This window comes from Amnibacterium soli (assembly GCF_039544415.1).
Taxonomy (GTDB): Bacteria; Actinomycetota; Actinomycetes; order Actinomycetales; family Microbacteriaceae; genus Amnibacterium; species Amnibacterium soli.
In genome coordinates this window covers 224953-240852 of sequence record NZ_BAABLP010000003.1, presented here as the reverse complement: position 1 = coordinate 240852, position 15900 = coordinate 224953, and the positions used below count along the sequence as shown (strand labels likewise).

Here is a 15900-nt window from a genome sequence, read left to right as displayed (position 1 = left end):
AAGGCCCCCGAGACGACAGTCTCGGGGGCCTTTCGCATTCCCGGATTCGGCGCGCCGCTCGAGCCGGCGCACGGCTCCGGGATCGCGCGGTCGTGCCGAGTTCGTGGCACCCCGTGCGAGGCCGGTTCGATCTTCGGATCGAACGTCGCCGCACTGACCCGCGGTCCGGTTGATGCGCTCGCGACCTTGGGCATCTGTCGCTCGCTCGAGCTGCTCGTCGTCGCACCCTGCTCGAGCGCCCCGACGCGGTGTCGCAGGATCGCCACTACCGGCAGGCGTGAGCCGTACGTCTCCTCGTCGGCGAGGAGTCGTTGCGCAGGCGGCATCGAGCCCCGAGAACCGGACGGCCGCGTGCCGAGCGGTCGGGCCCGCGGCGTCGATTCCTGGACGGTGCGAAGCGGCGTTCAGGCCGTGCGAGGTGGGGCGGCGTCCGCCAGGAGCGGGGCTGCCCGATGAGGCGCGGTGCTCTCGACCGGTCTGTTCCGCCGGGCTCGCGACGCGAGTCGCGACCCCTGAGGACGCGGAGAGCGATCGGCCGGAGGACGGTGGGCGGTCGCCCGATCAGCCGCGGCCGTCGAGGCGGTCGAGGATGAAGATCGGCACCGGCAGCGCGGCGGACACCAGCACCACACCCGCGATGAAGAGCGGGATCATCACCTTGTTGTCGACCCCGAAGGTGAAGCCGAGCCAGAAGCAGGCGATGCCGACCAGCAGGAGGACGATCCCGAGCACTGCGCCGATGATGTGTTCCACCCCACCATCTTCGCAGGAGCGGCTGCGCATCCACGATCCCGGCGGTGGGATCCGGCGGATCTCGAGGCGGGCGGGGCCGCGCTAGCGTGCGGGGGCATGACCCGACCCCTCGTCGTCGCCGGATCCCGCCTCTTCACCGGTCGTGCCCTGCATCCGACCGCGAGCGCCGTCGCGCTGCGCGACGGGGTGGTCGTGGCGGTGGGCTCGCTCCCTGAGGCGCGCGCTGCGGCGGGGACGGACGCGGAGGTGGTCGACGTGCCTGGCGGGCTCGTGGGCCCGGGTTTCATCGATGCGCATGTGCACCCGACGCAGGGCGGGGGCGAGCGGCTGGGGTGCGACCTGACCGACGCCACCGACGCCGAGGACACCCTCATGCGGGTGCGGGCCTACGCGGACGCGCATCCGGGCGACGAGTGGATCGTGGGCGGCGGGTGGCACATGGACCACTTCGACCACGGGCTGCCCCGCGCCGAGGCGCTGGAGCGGGCGGTGCCCGGTCGCAAGGTGTACCTCGTCAACGCGGACCACCACGGCGCCTGGGTGTCGCCGGCCGCGCTGCGCGCAGCGGGCATCGATGCGAGGCGGCAGGACCCGTCGGACGGCCACATCGACCGCGACGTCTCCGGCGCACCGTCGGGCACGCTGCAGGAGGGGGCGATGGAGCTGCTCGCGGACCTGCTGCCCGCACCGACCCTCGCGGACTCGATCGCGGCGCTCGAGGAGGCGCAGCGGTACCTGATGGGATTCGGCGTGACCGGGTGGCAGGACGCGATCATCGGCGCGTACTCGGGTGCGCACGATCCGACGGACGCGTACCTGACAGCGGTGGAGGAGGGACGGCTGTCGGCGCTCGTGACCGGGGCGCTGTGGCTGGAGCGCGGGCTGCGGCGCGAGACGGTCGACGACGTCGTCGCCGCACTGGTCGCTGCTCGCGAGCGGATCGGCGACCGCCGCGGGCCGGCCGGCGCCCGGTTCCGGGCGACGAGCGTGAAGATCATGCTCGACGGGGTGCCGGAGAGCCGCACCGCCGCGATGAAGGCGCCCTACCTCGACGAGCACGGGAGTCCGACGGACGTCACCGGGCCCACGCACTTCGCGCCGGCGGTGCTCGACGCCGTCGCCCCGGCGCTCGCGGCGGCCGGGTTCCAGCTGCACGTCCACGCGATCGGCGACCGCGCGGTGGCCGAGGCGCTGCACGCGATCACCCTCGCGAACGCCGTCGCGGACCCCGCCTCCCTCCGGCATCACCTCGCGCACCTGCAGCAGGTCGACCTCGACGACCTGCCGCTGCTCGCGCGCTCGGGCGCCGCCGCGAACCTGCAGGCGCTGTGGGCGGCCCGGAGCCGGCAGATGGTGGACCTGAACCTGCCGCTGGTCGGCGCACGGCGCTTCGACGAGCAGTACGCGTTCGCCGCGATGGCTGCGGCGGGCGTGCCGCTCGCCATGGGCTCCGACTGGCCCGTGTCGACCCCGGACCCGTGGCAGGCGATCCACGTCGCGGTGAACCGCGTCGAGCCGGGGGAGGCGGAACCGCCGCTCGGCACCGGGCAGGAGCTGACGCTGCAGCAGGCGCTGGCCGCGTACACCTCCGGCTCCGCGCGTGTCGCCCACCACGACGAGGCCGGCGTGCTCGAGGTCGGCCGCCGTGCGGACGTCGCGGTCGCCGACCGCGACCCGTTCTCGCAGCCGGTGGAGGCGCTGCACGAGGTCCGGAACGCCGTGACGGTGAGCGCTGGCCGCGTCGTCCACGCCCGCTGACCGCGGTCGGGACGGGCTTCGGTTTCCGTCGTCCAGCCGCCGCTGCAAGGCGGAAAGCGCGGTTCCGGTCGGTTTCGATCGTGTAAAAGGTCGGTCTCGGACCGCTCGGTCTGTTGTGGCGGGGGAGCGCCGGGCCCTACGTTCGGGGGCCAGCAGCGCGGCGTCCGGCCGCGTCCGAAGGTCCCCGAGGAGCGCCCGACCCGATGACCGACACCGCCCTCGCCGCACCGCCCGCCGACCTCGCCGCTGCCGGCTCGGGCGCCGGCCGGGTGTCGCTCACGAACGTGTCGAAGGTCTACGGCCGCAGCTGGGCCGTGCGGTCGCTGGACCTCGAGGTCGCGGCGGGCGAGTTCATCTCCCTGCTGGGCCCGAGCGGCTGCGGGAAGACGACGACGCTGCGCATGATCGGCGGCTTCGAGCTGCCGGACGAGGGCGACGTGTCCATCGGCGGCGTCGCGATGGGGACCACCCCGCCCCACCGCCGACCGGTCAACACGGTCTTCCAGAGCTACGCGCTCTTCCCGCACATGTCGGTCGCGAAGAACGTCGCCTACGGGCTCCGCTACGGCCGCGTGCCGAAGTCGGAGGTGCCCGGCCGGGTCGCGGAGGCGCTCGGCATGGTGCGGATGCAGCACCTCTCCTCGCGGATGCCCGCGCAGCTGTCCGGCGGTCAGCAGCAGCGCATCGCCTTGGCGCGCGCGCTCGTCAACCGGCCGGCCGTGCTGCTGCTCGACGAGCCGATGTCCGCGCTCGACCGGAAGCTGCGCGAGGAGATGCAGATCGAGCTGAAGCTGCTGCAGCAGCAGCTCGGCACCACCTTCGTGTTCGTCACGCACGACCAGGAGGAGGCGATGACGATGAGCGACCGGATCGCCGTGATGAACGGCGGCCGGATCGAGCAGATCGGATCGCCCGCAGAGGTCTACGACCGGCCCTCCTCCGCCTACGTCGCCGGCTTCATCGGCCAGCAGAACTTCTTCGAGGGCACCGTGACGAGCGCCGACGCCGCGGGCGTCGCCATCGCCGTGCCGGACGGTGCCGTCCGGGCGTCCCGCGGCGGCGGTGTCGCCGAGGGGGCCGCCGCGATCGTGGCGGTCCGGCCCGAGTCCGTGACGGTGGTGGCCGGCCCCGCCGACGACGAGCCCAACGCGGTCACCGCGACGCTGATGAGCGTGAGCCGACTCGGCTCGTACCTGCAGGTCGTGACCATCACCGCCTCCGGGCAGAAGGTGATGGCGCGCGTGCCCTGGGGCGTCGAGATCCCCGCGACCATCGGCGCGACCGTCACCTGCCGGTGGCCCGCCGCCGCGCCGATGGTCTACCCCGCCGGCCCCGTCCCCGCCTGACCGACCCCGACCTCCAAGGAGCACCACGTGCCGCAGCGACCGTTCGAGATCCTCGTCCCGACCGCGATGCGGAAGGACATCTCCCGTCGCGTCCTGCTCGCCGGCATCGTCGGTGCCGGTGCCGCCGCCGCACTGGCCGCGTGCGCCCCCTCCACCGCGGGCGGCAGCGGCGGTGGCGGCGGGCTGAACCTCTACACCTGGGGCGAGTACGACGACCCCGCCGTGCTCAAGTCGTTCGCGAAGACCGAGGGCGGCGCGACCGTCAAGCTCGGCAGCTACGACTCGAACGAGGAGCTCATCGCCAAGCTGTCCGCGGCGAAGGGCACGAGCGGCTACGACATCGTCGTGCCGACGCTGAGCTTCGTGCCGCAGATGATCGACCTGAAGCTGCTCGAGCAGCTCGACCACGCCAAGCTGCCGAACCTGAAGAACGTCAACCCGACGTACCTCGACACGGACCAGGACAAGGGCAACCGGTACAGCGTGCCGAAGGCGCTCGGCGTGAGCGGCTACGTGTACGACACCACCGTCATCAAGCGCGATCTGACCTCGTGGAAGGACTTCTTCGACGCGGCGCAGAAGGAGGCGGCCGGGAAGACCAGCCTGCTCGCCGACCCGAACGAGATCCTCTGGGCCTACTTCTTCTCCATCGGCGAGGACATCAACACGAACGACAGCGGGACGCTCGACAAGGCGAAGGACTTCCTCGTGAAGAGCATCGCGCCGAACGTGCAGGCGTTCGAGTCGTACGTCAGCAACACGATCGCGCAGAACGGCCGCGTGCTGGCCCACTCATGGAACGGCGACGCCCGCCAGGGGATCATCAGCAACGACGACAAGGGCCGCTACAGGTGGGTCAAGCCCTCCGAGGGCGCGGGCCAGTTCATCGACAACTGGTGCATCCCGACGGGTGCGAAGAACGTCGACGCCGCGCACGCGTTCATCGACTACGTGCTCGACCCCGCCGTCTCCCTCAAGGAGCTGGAGTACATCGGCTACGACACGATGGTGACCGGCATCAAGGACACGGCGACGGACGTCGAGGAGCCCGATCTGATCTTCTACACGCCCGAGGAGACGAAGAAGCTCGTGATCGACATCGTCCCGAAGTCGCAGGAGCAGCGGGTCGCGATCTTCAACGAGATCCAGGCTGCGGCGGGTTCGTGACCGCGGTCGCGGTGGCGGCCCCGCGCGCTCGCGTGCGGCGCCGCCCGAAGCTCGGCGTCGGGCTGCTCGCGGCGCCCGTCGCGGCGTGGCTGCTGTTCTTCTTCGTCGCCCCGTTCGCCGTCATCCTCTGGTACTCGTTCGGCGACAAGCCGAGCCTGTACATCACGCACGACAACTCCTCGCTGTCGCTCGGCCGGTACCTGGAGGCGTTCAACCCCACCTTCCTGACGGTGTTCGCCCGGACGCTGCAGATCTCCGTCGTCGGCACGCTGCTCTGCCTCCTCATCGCGTTCCCGATGGCGTACTGGATGGCCGTCAAGCTGCCCGCGCGGCTGCAGGGCATCGCCGTCGCGCTGGTGCTCGTGCCCTACTGGACGAACTTCCTCGTGCGGACGATCGGCTGGCAGATCGTGCTCAGCCCGACCTCGTTCGTCGCGGACATCTCGCGGTCGCTCGGGCTGGGGACGCCGCAGCTGCTCTACACGACGGGCGCCGTGCAGCTCGGGGTCGTCTACAACTACCTGCCGCTCATGATCCTGCCGCTGTACGTGACGCTGGAGCGGCTCGACCACCGGCTGCTCGAGGCCAGCCGCGACCTGGGCGCCAATGCGTTCGAGACGTTCCGCCGGGTGACGCTGCCGATCGTGATGCCGGGCATCGCCGCAGGGCTGCTGCTCGTGTTCGTGCCGCTCATGGGCGACTACATCACCCCGGCGGTGCTCGGCGGCGCGCGCGGCAGCATGATCGGCCAGCAGGTCGCGTCGCAGTTCAACGTCGCGCAGAACTGGGCGCTCGGCAGCGCGATGGCGATCGTGCTGATGCTCGCGATCGTGGCCGTGGTGCTCGTGTTCGCGCTGCTGTACCGGCTCGTGCGCATGCTGATCGACCGGTACGAGCACGTGCCGGTGCTGGAGGGGGACCGGTGACCGCCACCGCATCGACCACCGCGCTCGCGGCGCCCGCCCAGGAGCCGCGGGCCCGCCGTCGGCGCACCGACGCCGGCACCGTGCTGCTCGGGATCTGGGGCGTGCTCGGGTTCCTGTTCCTCTTCTTCCCGGTGCTGGTGATCGTCGCGTACTCGTTCAACGAGGGCCGGCTGCTGCAGTCGTACCGCGGCTTCGGCCTGGGCGCCTACCGGGACGCCCTGACCAACTCCGCCATCACGAGCGGCGTGCAGGTGTCGATCTACGTCGGCGTCGTCTCGGCGCTCGTCGCCGCCGTGCTCGGCTCGCTCGCCGGCGTCGCGATCGCGCGACGGGCGGGCGCCCGGTGGATCGGGTGGCTCACGGCGCTGCTCGGGCTCGTGATGGTGACCCCCGAGATCGTGAACGCGGTCTCGCTGCTGCCGTGGTTCGTCACCCTCGGCACGGACTGGGGGCTGACGCCCGTGAACTCCGGCATCATCCGCCTGGTCATCGCGCACTCGCTCTTCTCCTGCGCGGTGGTGACGTTCATCGTGCGAGCGCGCATGGCGGGGCTGTCCGAGTCGCTGGAGGAGGCCGCCGCGGACCTCGGCGCCCCGCCGCTGCGCCGCTTCCTCGACATCACCTTCCCGCTGATGCGGCCCGCGGTCATCTCGGGTGCCCTGCTCTCGTTCACGTTGAGCCTCGACAACACGGTGCTGTCGAGCTTCGTGTCCACCGCCGACGCGACCCCGTTCCCGGTCTACGTGTTCGCCTCCGTGCGGTCGTCGCTGCGCCCGTCGATCGCGGCGATGTCGACGCTGATGCTGCTGCTCACGCTCGTCGCGCTGGCGCTCGTCGCCGTGGTGCTCCTCGGCTCCCGGAAGCGCACCGGCGAGGGCATGAGCCTCGCGAGCACCCTCGCCGGCGGCTGACGCCGCCACTTCGCTCACGCTTCTTGCCGTCGGCGATGCCTCGCGGCGGCAAGAAGCGTGAGCGAAGTCGGACTGCTCTCAGCGCTCAGCCGAGCAGCGTCACCCCGAAGCCGGCGACGACGGCCCGGACCTCCTCGAGGTAGCGCTGCGCCAGCTCGGTGAGCGGGATCGCCGTGTGGCCGATCCAGCCGATCTCGATGCGCTCGTCGACGTCGAGCGGCACCGCGATGATCTCCGGGTCGAGGTCGTCGCTGATGATGCCCGTCGAGATCGTGTAGCCGTCGAGCCCGATCATGAGGTTGAAGATCGTCGCCCGGTCGGAGACGCGGATCTCCTGCGGGCTCGAGAGGGTGGAGAGGATCTCCTCCGCGAAGTAGAACGAGTTGTTCGCGCCCTGGTCGAAGGTGAGCCGAGGCAGGTCGGCGAGGTCGGCGAGCGTCGCCCGGCCGCGGGCGGCGAGCGGGTTCTTCCGCGAGATGAAGATGTGCGGCTCGGCGAGGAAGAGCGGATGGAACGCGAGCCCTGAGTCCCGCAGCAGCTTGTCGATGACGTCCCGGTTGAAGTCGTTCCGGTAGAGGACGCCCAGCTCGCTGCGGAGGGTCCGGACGTCCTCGATGATGTCCCAGGTGCGGGTCTCGCGGAGGGAGAACTCGTACTCCGCCCCCTCCGTGCGCTTGACCATGCGCACGAACGCGTCGACCGCGAAGGAGTAGTGCTGCGTCGACACCCCGAGCAGGCGCCGCGACGGCGGCCGGCCGAGGTAGCGCTGCTCGAGCAGCGCGACCTGCTCGACGACCTGCTTCGCGTAGCCGAGGAACTCCGCGCCGTCCGTGGTGAGCGCGACGCCCCGTGCCGAGCGGACGAGCAGGTTCCGGCCGACCCGGGTCTCGAGGTCCTTCATCGCGGCGGAGAGCGTCGGCTGCGCGACGAAGAGCAGGTCCGCGGCCGCCGAGATCGACCCCTCCGCGGCGACCTCGATGAAGGAGTGGAGCTGCTGCAGCGTCACGCCGCCCGTCCGCCTGGCCATAGATCGGGACTATAGGAGCGCATCGCGAGTGGTGATTACCCGATGTCCTCCGATGACCTGCATCATGGCGGCATCGACTTCCACCAGGCCGCCCCGGCCGCTGAGGCACTGGATCGGCCGCGCATGAGCAACGACTTCGGGTTCCGCGTCACCACCACCCGGTTCGACGAGGACTACACGCCGTCGACCACCTCCCGCGTCACCACGAACTTCGCCAACCTGGCCCGCGGCGAGGGGCGGCAGCAGAACCTCCGGCGCGCGCTGACGATGATCCGCCGCCGCTTCAACGACCTCGCCGACTGGGACAACCCGAGCGGCGACCGGTACGGGCTCGAGCTCGACATCGTCTCCGTCGAGCTGGGGTTCACCGCGGGGGAGGTCGACCGGGAGTTCCCGCTGCTCGAGGTGCTCGACGTCACGATCGTCGACGGGTGGACCGGCGCGCGCCGCCACGGGATCGTGGGCAACAACTTCTCCTCCTACGTCCGCGACTACGACTTCAGCGTGCGCCTGCCCGCAGCCGGACGGGGCCCGGCGGGGCCCGTCGTCCCCGAGGACTTCGGCGACCTGCACGGGAAGCTGTTCCAGGCCTTCCTCGACTCCGCCGCGTACGCGGAGCGCTTCCCGCAGCCGCCGGTGATCTGCATCAGCGTCTCCACGAGCAAGACCTACCGCCGCACGGACAACCGCCACCCGGTCCTCGGCGTCGAGTACCAGCAGGACGATCACTCGCTGACCGACGAGTACTTCGCGAAGATGGGCCTGCGGGTCCGCTACTTCATGCCGCGCGGTGCCGTCGCGCCGCTCGCGTTGTACTTCCGCGGCGACCTGCTGCACGACTACACGGACCTGCAGCTGATCGGCACGATCAGCACCATGGAGGCGTTCCAGAAGATCTACCGCCCGGAGATCTACAACGCGAACGCGGCCGCGGCGAGCGTCTACCGGCCGAGCCTGGAGGAGCAGGACTTCTCCCGGACGCTGATCGACTACGACCGCGACGAGCGCAGCCGGCTCGCGGTCACCCAGGGCAGATACACCGAGGAGCACTTCATGAACCCGCACCGCGACGTCCTCGAGCAGTGGGCCGCCGACTTCCCGGAGGTCGTCCGATGAGCGGCTTCGACTCGCCCGCCGTGCCCGGCCTCCTCCCGACCGCCATCGTCGGCAGCCTGCCGAAGCCGTCGTGGCTCGCGGAGCCGGAGCAGCTCTGGTCGCCGTGGAAGCTGGAGGGGGAGGCGCTCGCCGAGGGCAAGCAGGACGCACTGCGCGCCGTCGTCCAGGAGCAGCAGCGCCGCGGCATCGACGTGCTGAGCGACGGCGAGCAGACCCGGCAGCACTTCGTCACCACGTTCATCGAGCACCTGACCGGCGTCGACTTCGAGCACCGGGAGACGGTCCGCATCCGCAATCGGTACGACGCGAGCGTGCCCACAGTCGTCGGCGCCGTGCGCCGCGACCACCCCGTCTTCGTCGAGGACGCCGCCTTCCTCCGCAGCCTCACCGACCAGCCGATCAAGTGGGCCCTGCCCGGACCAATGACGATGGTCGACACCCTCGCCGACCGCCACTACGGCAGCCGCGAGAAGCTGGCGCGGGAGTTCGCGGCGATCCTGAACCAGGAGGCGCGCGAGCTGGAGGCCGCGGGCGTCGACGTCATCCAGTTCGACGAGCCCGCCTTCAACGTCTTCCACGACGAGGTGCGCGCGTGGGGCGTCGAGACGCTCGAGCGCGCTGCGGAGGGCCTCCGCGCGGAGACCGTCGTGCACATCTGCTACGGCTACGGGATCAAGGCCAACAACGACTGGAAGGCGACGCTCGGCGCCGAGTGGCGGCAGTACGAGCAGTCCTTCCCGCTGCTGCAGCAGTCCTCGATCGACACGGTCTCGCTGGAGAGCCAGCACTCCCACGTGCCGGTGGACCTGATCGAGCTGATCCGCGGCAAGAACGTCATGCTCGGCGCCATCGACGTGGCGAGCGAGCAGGTCGAGACGCCGGAGGAGGTCGCCGACGTCCTGCGCGCTGCGCTCGCCTTCGTCGACCAGGACAAGCTGATCCCGAGCACGAACTGCGGGATGGCGCCGCTGCCCCGCGACGTCGCCCAGCAGAAGCTGAGCGCGCTCGCCGCCGGCGCGGCCCTGCTGCGCGAGGAGCTCGGGGGCGCGAAGGCCTGAGGTTCAGCGCTCAGGCGCCCGGCCGCACACTCGACGCGTGCCGACACCGCCCGAGTCCTCCGACTCGAGCGGCCCCGGCTCCGCGGGACCTCGCCGCGTCGCGCCGTCGACGCTCGCGCTGGTCGCGGTGACGGGCACCTCCGCTCTCGCGACCGACACCTACATCGCGGCGCTGCCCGCGATGCGGGACTCGCTGCAGACCTCGGACACGCTGGTCCAGCTCACGCTCACCGCCTGCATCGGCGGGCTCGCGCTCGGGCAGCTGCTCGTCGGTCCCGTCAGCGACGCGCGAGGGCGGCGCCGCATCATCGTCGCAGCGACGATCGCCTTCACCGTCGCCGGGGTCGTGTGCGCCCTGTCGGGCTCCATCCTCCTCATGATCGTCGCGCGCCTCGCGCAGGGCTTCGCGGCGGGTGCCGGCGCCGCGGTCGGCCGCGCGGTCGTGACGGACACGTTCGAGGGCAGGCGGGCGGCCGCGAAGTTCGGCACGCTCACGGCGGTCAGCCTCATCGGCCCGGTCGCCGGCCCGGCCGTCGGCGGCCTGCTGCTGCCGTTCGGCGGCTGGCGGGCGATCTTCTGGTTCCTCGTGGTCGTCGGGGTGCTGATGACCGCCGCGGCGCTGATCGGCATCCCGGAGACCCTGCCTCCGGATCGCCGTCGCCCGGGCGGCCTCCGGCAGCTGCTCGCGCGGTCGGGGGACCTGCTCCGGCACCGGCCGTTCATCACGCCGGTCGCGGTGCAGTGCCTCGTGACCTGCGCCTTCTTCATCTACATCGGCGGCTCGTCGATCGTGCTGCAGACCGACCTGCACCTGACTCCGGCCGCCTACACGGTCGTGTTCGCGACGGACGCGGCGACGATGATCGTCGGGAGCCTGCTGTACCGGGCGTTCGTGATGCGGCTCGGCCCGGAGGTGCTGCGCCGCGTCGCCTTCACGGTCGCGAGCGCGGCGGTGCTCGCCCTCCTCGCCGTCGCGCTGCTGGCCGCACCCGGGGTCGCGCCGCTGCCCGCCGTCTGGGTCTGCCTGGCGGTCATGACGTTCGGGCTCGGCGGGTACCTGCCCTCGAACTCCGCGATCGCGCAGCGCGAGGGCCGCCGGTACGCCGGCACCGCGTCCGCCCTGAGCGGCGGCCTGCCGTTCCTCGCCGGCGCGCTCACCACGCCGCTGACCGGTCTGCTCGGCGCGCAGACCGTGCTCGTCATGGCGGTCGGGATGTGCGCGTTCTTCGTCCTCGCGGTCGTCCTGGCCGTCGTCGGGCGGTCGCGAGCACGGGGCGGCCCCGCGGAGGAGCGCGCGGGCGGGTAGCGGGCCCTAGCCGCCCTGCGCGATCACGCCGATCTGCAGGCCGTCGTCCCGGCACGCCTCGTGCAGGTGGTTCCGCGCGCTCCGGACCGTCTTCGTCTCGAGGTCGATCCGCGGGTGCTCGAGCGGGCCCGCAGCGTCCCGGAGCCTGGTGACGTCCTGCTGCAGCGCGTCGGGCAGGCCCCGGCCGTCGAACTCGAGGTACACGACCGCGATCGCCTGCAGGACGGCGTCGGACTGCGCGGAGGACAGCCGCCCCGCCTTCGTCTGCTGGTCCCGCCAGATGCGCAGGGTCTCGGCCTCGGACTCCGCGGCGCAGAGCGCCTGCAGGTCCCACGGCGCCGAGTCGCCGGCCTGCACGGCGGCCGGGGTCGGCGTCGCCGTGACCGTGACCGTCCGCGCGGGCGCCGCCGCCTGCGCGGTCGCGCAGCCCGTCAGCAGCACGGGGAGCAGGAGCACGCCGAGCGCACGGGTCCGCGACATCACCGCCGCAGTCTTCCGGCTCGGTCGGCCCGCCGATACCCGGGTCTCCGGGGTCCCGGAGGCACGGCGACGACGAGGGGCTCCCGCGGCGCGGAGGGATCGCGCCGGATCGTCCTCGTACGCTGACGGCATGGCCCTCTCCGTCCCGTCCCTCCCGCTGAACTCCGGAGCCTCGATCCCGCAGGTCGGGTTCGGCGTCTTCCTGATCAAGCCGGAGGACACGCAGCAGGCCGTCGAGGACGCGCTCGAGGTCGGCTACCGCCACATCGACACCGCGACCGGCTACGGCAACGAGGCCCAGGTCGGCGCCGCCGTGCGCGCCTCCGGCATCCCGCGGGAGGACGTTTTCGTGACGACCAAGCTGCGCAACGACCACCACGCGGCCGGCGACGTGGAGGGCGCGTTCGGACGCAGCCTGGAGGCGCTCGACCTCGGGTACATCGACCTCTACCTGATCCACTGGCCGATGCCGAAGAACGACCGCTACGCCGAGACCTGGCGCACGCTCACCGGCTTCACCAGCGACGGCCGGTCGCGCAGCATCGGCGTGAGCAACTTCAAGGTCCCGCACCTCGAGCGCATCATCGCGGAGACCGGCGTCACGCCCGCGGTCAACCAGGTGGAGCTGCACCCGACCTTCCAGCAGCGGGAGCTGCGCGCCTTCCAGGCGCAGCACGGCATCGAGACCGAGGCGTGGGCGCCGCTCGGCCAGGGCCGGTACGACATCTTCAACCTGGCGCCGATCACGGCCGCGGCCGGAGCCCACGACGTGACGTCGGCCCAGGTCGTGCTGCGCTGGCACCTGCAGACGGGCACCATCGCGCTGCCGAAGTCGAGCTCGAAGGACCGCATGCGCGAGAACCTCGACATCGCCGAGTTCGAGCTGACCGCGGACGAGATGGCGGCGATCGACGCGCTCGACGAGGACACGCGTCTGGCCGCGGACCCCGACGACATCAACGTCGACTGACGTCGACTGACGTCGACCGCCGGGCTCGGGAGTCGGAGGCGGGGTGACCGCGAGCGCGGTGCGCGCGCCGAGGTGGGTGGTCGTCGCCGATGACACGACGGGGGCGCTCGACAGCGCCCTCGGGTTCGTCGGCGCCGGCTCGGTCGAGTACCGGACGGCGGGGACGGCAGCGCGTTCGGATGCGGACGTCGTCGCGGTGTCCACCGGCTCCCGCGCGCTCGCCGCGCACGACGGGCCGGCCGTGCAGCGGGCCGTCGCGGCTGCGGCGTCCTCCTCCGCCCGGGTGTTCGCGAAGGTCGACTCGACGCTGCGGGGGTGGCCCGCCGAGCACGTCGACGCCGTCCGGCACGCCCTCCCACGCCCGATGACCGCGGTCGTCTGCCCGGCGGCTCCCGCCCTAGGGCGCACGGTCAAGGGCGGCCGGGTGCTCGTGCACGGCGAGCCGGCGACGCGCTCCCCGGCGGGACGCGACCCGGTCGCTCCCGTCCTCGAGGACCTGCTCACGAGGTTGTTCGACGCTCCCGTCGTGGCCGTGGAGGACGTGCCCGATCTGGTGGGGATCCGCGAGACCGTCGTCGTCGACGCGTCCTCGACCGAGGAGCTCGACGCGCTCGCCCGCCTGATCGACGCCGCCGGGGACCGCGTGCTGCCGGTGGGGTCGTCCGGGCTCGCGGCGGCCCTCGGCGCGCTGCAGGGCGGCGAGCGGTCCTTCGCCAAGGTGCCCCGCGTCGCCGGCGGGCTCGTGCTCGTCACCTCCGCACACCCCCTCGCCCGGCAGCAGGTCGCTGCCGCCGGTGACCGCTGGCCTGTCGTCGCGCCCCCGGCGATGGACGCCGCCCGCGTCGATCACGACGTCGCGCTCGCGATGGCGCGCAGCACCGCGGACGCCGCGGCGCTGCTCCTCCGTGACGACACGGAGGCCGTCGTCGTCGTGGGCGGCGACGGCACGGACGCGCTGCTGCGCGCCCTCGGCGCCTCCGGGGTGCGCCTGCTGGGATCCTTGGCGCACGGGGTCCCGTGGGGCCGGGTGCGAGGCGGCTCCCGGGACGGGTTGCTGATCGCGACCAAGTCCGGCGGATTCGGGGACCCGGAGACGCTCGACCGCGTGATCACCACACTGACGAAGGGACCGTAGATGTCCGCACCCACGCTCGCCGTGACCCTGGGCGACGTCGCCGGGATCGGCCCGGAGATCGTCGCCAAGACCTTGCTGCTCCACGACGACCTGCGCGAGCGGGCCCGGCCGGTCGTCATCGGCGACGAGGCCTCGATGCGGCGGGGCATCGCCGCGGTCGGCCTCGCTCAGGACGCCCTCGTCCTCCTCGACGACCCGCGGGCCGCCACGAACGACCCGAGGACGATCGAGCTCGTCCAGACCGGGCCGTCGCTCGACGTCCCCTTCGGCGCGCTCGACCCCGTCGCCGGGGACGCCGCCTACCGCTTCGTCGTGGCTGCCTGCGACCTCGTCAAGGCGGGCCGCGCCGATGCGATCGTGACCGCGCCGCTGAACAAGGCGGCCATGCACGCGGCGGGCCACCGCTTCGCCGGGCACACCGAGCTGCTGGCGCACGAGTTCGGCGTGGAGGACTTCAGCCTGGTGCTGTCGGCGGGCGACCTCTACGTCTTCCACCTGACGACCCACGTCTCCCTCCGTCGGGCGATCGACGACGTCACGATCGCCCGCACCGGGCAGGTGCTCCGCCTGGCGCACGGCTTCGCCCGGGCGCTCGGGCGACCGGAGGAGCGGATCGGGCTGGCCGGCCTGAACCCGCACGCGGGCGAGAACCGCCTGTTCGGGGACGAGGACGCCGACGTGCTGGCACCCGCGGTCGCCGCGGCCGTCGCCGAGGGGATCCCGGTCGACGGCCCGATCCCTGCCGACGCGCTGTTCCCGGCCGCGATGCGCCGCGGGAGGTGGAAGATCCTCGTCGCCTGCTACCACGACCAGGGCCACGCGCCGTTCAAGTCGATGTACGGCGACGACGGCGTGAACATCACCGTGGGACTCCCGGCCGTGCGGGTGTCGGTCGACCACGGGACCGCCTTCGACATCGCCGGCACCGGCGTCGCCAGCGACGCCAGCATGCTGCTCGCCTGCGAGCGCGCCGCCGAGTTGGCGCCCGGGTGGGGCGCGGTCGTGGAGGCGCTCCGCTAGCAGACGATCACGCGCCCGCGCGGATCGTCCGACACCCTCCCTACGCTGCCGACATGGTCACCGCCGCCGATGCCCTCGAGTCCTTCGTCGCCGCCGTCGACCGCGAGCGGCTCGGCGTGTACGGGGTGCAGATCCGCGTCGGGTCGGAGCGCGCCGCCCACCGGTGGCGCAGCGACGATCGCGAGAACCTGTATTCGGTGTCGAAGGGCGTCAGTGCGCTCGCCGCGGGCATCGCCGTCGACGAGGAGTTGCTGACCCTCGACCTGACCGTCGGCGAGGTGTTCGGCGACCTGCCGCTCGGCGACGGCGTCGCTGGGGTGACGCTGCGGCACCTGCTGACGATGACGAGCGGGATCGACTTCCGATGGTTCGGGCACGAGCGGTTCCCGCAGCCGGACCTCGCCGCAGCGATGCTGGTCCTGCCGTCGCGCGGTCGCGTCTTCCAGTACTCGGACGCGAGCACCTACGTCGCGATGCGGATGCTCGCCTCCGTCGTCGGCGACGTGCGCGACTGGCTGCTGCCCCGGCTGTTCGAGCCGCTCGGCATCGACGACCCGCAGTGGCACCGCTGCCCGCTCGGCTTCATCGTCGGCGGCACCGGGCTGCAGCTGCGCACCGGGGAGCTCGCACGCATCGGCGACCTCCTCCTCGACCGCGGCCGGCTGGGCGACCGCCGGCTCGTCAGCGCCGACTTCATCGACGCGATGCACGCCGACTGGGTCGAGACCGGCCGGGAGGCGCCGATGGAGCGCTACGGCATCGCCACGTGGGCGGACCCGGGTGACGCGTGGCGGTTCGAGGGCCGGTACGGGCAGTTCGTCGTCGTGCACGGCGACGCGGTCGTGACGATCACCGGCCACGAGGAGGAGCGGGAGGACCGCATCTCGGCCCTCGCCGTGGAGGTCACGTCGCCGGCAGCGCGCTGAC

Annotated in this window: 15 protein-coding genes and 1 pseudogene; 12 read left to right on the top strand and 4 right to left on the bottom strand. The window is 72.2% G+C overall.

The features are described from left to right. Nucleotides 1–266, bottom strand: a pseudogene (locus ABEA53_RS09385) (hypothetical protein); the annotation flags it as partial. A 295-nt stretch (nt 267–561) separates the two neighbouring features. Beyond that, nucleotides 562–753, bottom strand: coding sequence for a hypothetical protein (locus ABEA53_RS09380; protein WP_345480862.1), 192 nt, complete (start codon nt 751–753; stop codon nt 562–564). Between the two features lie 96 nt (nt 754–849). Here ABEA53_RS09380 and ABEA53_RS09375 point away from each other — a divergent pair, with 96 nt between their 5' ends. The 5 genes from ABEA53_RS09375 (at nt 850) to ABEA53_RS09355 (ending at nt 6861) form a co-directional block, all read left to right on the top strand. After that, a complete protein-coding gene (locus ABEA53_RS09375) occupies nt 850–2511 on the top strand; it encodes an amidohydrolase (protein ID WP_345480861.1) in 1662 nt (553 codons plus the stop codon). Nucleotides 2512–2714: 203 nt separating this feature from the next. Then, nucleotides 2715–3857: an ABC transporter ATP-binding protein gene (locus tag ABEA53_RS09370; RefSeq protein ID WP_345480860.1), complete on the top strand. Its 1143-nt coding sequence runs from the start codon at nt 2715–2717 to the stop codon at nt 3855–3857. 27 nt (nt 3858–3884) lie between these two features. Next, nucleotides 3885–5024 carry a polyamine ABC transporter substrate-binding protein gene (locus ABEA53_RS09365; protein ID WP_345480859.1) on the top strand — a complete coding sequence of 380 codons (1140 nt, stop codon included), beginning with the start codon at nt 3885–3887 and terminating at the stop codon, nt 5022–5024. Beyond that, entirely contained in the window at nt 5021–5950 is a 930-nt protein-coding gene (locus tag ABEA53_RS09360; protein WP_345480858.1) for an ABC transporter permease, read from the top strand. Before ABEA53_RS09365 ends, ABEA53_RS09360 begins: the two co-directional genes overlap by 4 nt. Continuing rightward, complete coding sequence (locus ABEA53_RS09355) at nt 5947–6861, top strand: ABC transporter permease (protein ID WP_345480856.1); 915 nt, start codon at nt 5947–5949, stop codon at nt 6859–6861. Before ABEA53_RS09360 ends, ABEA53_RS09355 begins: the two co-directional genes overlap by 4 nt. Before the next feature lie 85 nt (nt 6862–6946). Here the strand turns inward: ABEA53_RS09355 and ABEA53_RS09350 are convergent, their stop codons facing one another. Continuing rightward, nucleotides 6947–7888, bottom strand: a complete 942-nt coding sequence (locus tag ABEA53_RS09350) for a LysR family transcriptional regulator (RefSeq protein WP_345480854.1) — start codon at nt 7886–7888, stop codon at nt 6947–6949. Between the two features lie 123 nt (nt 7889–8011). On the opposite strand from ABEA53_RS09350, the gene ABEA53_RS09345 reads away from it, so the two are divergent. The 3 genes from ABEA53_RS09345 to ABEA53_RS09335 are packed head-to-tail and all read left to right on the top strand — an operon-like array spanning nt 8012 to nt 11368. Next, nucleotides 8012–9004 (top strand): putative oxygenase MesX, encoded by a 993-nt coding sequence (locus ABEA53_RS09345; RefSeq protein WP_345480871.1) that lies wholly within the window; start codon nt 8012–8014, stop codon nt 9002–9004. A gap of 20 nt (nt 9005–9024) precedes the next feature. Continuing rightward, nucleotides 9025–10062, top strand: coding sequence for a methionine synthase (locus tag ABEA53_RS09340; RefSeq protein WP_345480870.1), 1038 nt, complete (start codon nt 9025–9027; stop codon nt 10060–10062). Nucleotides 10063–10099: 37 nt separating this feature from the next. Then, nucleotides 10100–11368, top strand: a complete 1269-nt coding sequence (locus ABEA53_RS09335; protein WP_345480852.1) for a multidrug effflux MFS transporter — start codon at nt 10100–10102, stop codon at nt 11366–11368. Nucleotides 11369–11374: 6 nt separating this feature from the next. Here ABEA53_RS09335 and ABEA53_RS09330 read toward each other — a convergent pair whose 3' ends face one another. Beyond that, entirely contained in the window at nt 11375–11848 is a 474-nt protein-coding gene (locus ABEA53_RS09330) for a hypothetical protein (protein ID WP_345480851.1), read from the bottom strand. 130 nt (nt 11849–11978) lie between these two features. On the opposite strand from ABEA53_RS09330, the gene ABEA53_RS09325 reads away from it, so the two are divergent. The 4 genes from ABEA53_RS09325 to ABEA53_RS09310 are packed head-to-tail and all read left to right on the top strand — an operon-like array spanning nt 11979 to nt 15899. Then, nucleotides 11979–12818: an aldo/keto reductase gene (locus tag ABEA53_RS09325; RefSeq protein ID WP_345480849.1), complete on the top strand. Its 840-nt coding sequence runs from the start codon at nt 11979–11981 to the stop codon at nt 12816–12818. Nucleotides 12819–12861: 43 nt separating this feature from the next. Further along, the gene (locus ABEA53_RS09320; RefSeq protein WP_345480848.1) at nt 12862–13953 is read left to right on the top strand and encodes a four-carbon acid sugar kinase family protein; all 1092 of its coding nucleotides are present in this window, start codon (nt 12862–12864) and stop codon (nt 13951–13953) included. Next, complete coding sequence (gene pdxA, locus ABEA53_RS09315; RefSeq protein WP_345480847.1) at nt 13954–14973, top strand: 4-hydroxythreonine-4-phosphate dehydrogenase PdxA; 1020 nt, start codon at nt 13954–13956, stop codon at nt 14971–14973. 53 nt (nt 14974–15026) lie between these two features. After that, nucleotides 15027–15899 carry a serine hydrolase domain-containing protein gene (locus ABEA53_RS09310; RefSeq protein ID WP_345480846.1) on the top strand — a complete coding sequence of 291 codons (873 nt, stop codon included), beginning with the start codon at nt 15027–15029 and terminating at the stop codon, nt 15897–15899. Nucleotide 15900: the final 1 nt, after the last annotated feature.

What these genes read in the sequence shown, in the direction of transcription:
- ABEA53_RS09375 (WP_345480861.1), top strand. Translation starts at nt 850, where the DNA reads ATGACCCGACCCCTCGTCGTCGCCGGATCCCGCCTCTTCACCGGTCGT.
- ABEA53_RS09370 (WP_345480860.1), top strand. Translation starts at nt 2,715, where the DNA reads ATGACCGACACCGCCCTCGCCGCACCGCCCGCCGACCTCGCCGCTGCC.
- ABEA53_RS09350 (WP_345480854.1), bottom strand. Translation starts at nt 7,888, where the DNA reads ATGGCCAGGCGGACGGGCGGCGTGACGCTGCAGCAGCTCCACTCCTTC.
- ABEA53_RS09345 (WP_345480871.1), top strand. Translation starts at nt 8,012, where the DNA reads ATGAGCAACGACTTCGGGTTCCGCGTCACCACCACCCGGTTCGACGAG.
- ABEA53_RS09330 (WP_345480851.1), bottom strand. Translation starts at nt 11,848, where the DNA reads ATGTCGCGGACCCGTGCGCTCGGCGTGCTCCTGCTCCCCGTGCTGCTG.
- ABEA53_RS09325 (WP_345480849.1), top strand. Translation starts at nt 11,979, where the DNA reads ATGGCCCTCTCCGTCCCGTCCCTCCCGCTGAACTCCGGAGCCTCGATC.
- pdxA (WP_345480847.1), top strand. Translation starts at nt 13,954, where the DNA reads ATGTCCGCACCCACGCTCGCCGTGACCCTGGGCGACGTCGCCGGGATC.
- ABEA53_RS09310 (WP_345480846.1), top strand. Translation starts at nt 15,027, where the DNA reads ATGGTCACCGCCGCCGATGCCCTCGAGTCCTTCGTCGCCGCCGTCGAC.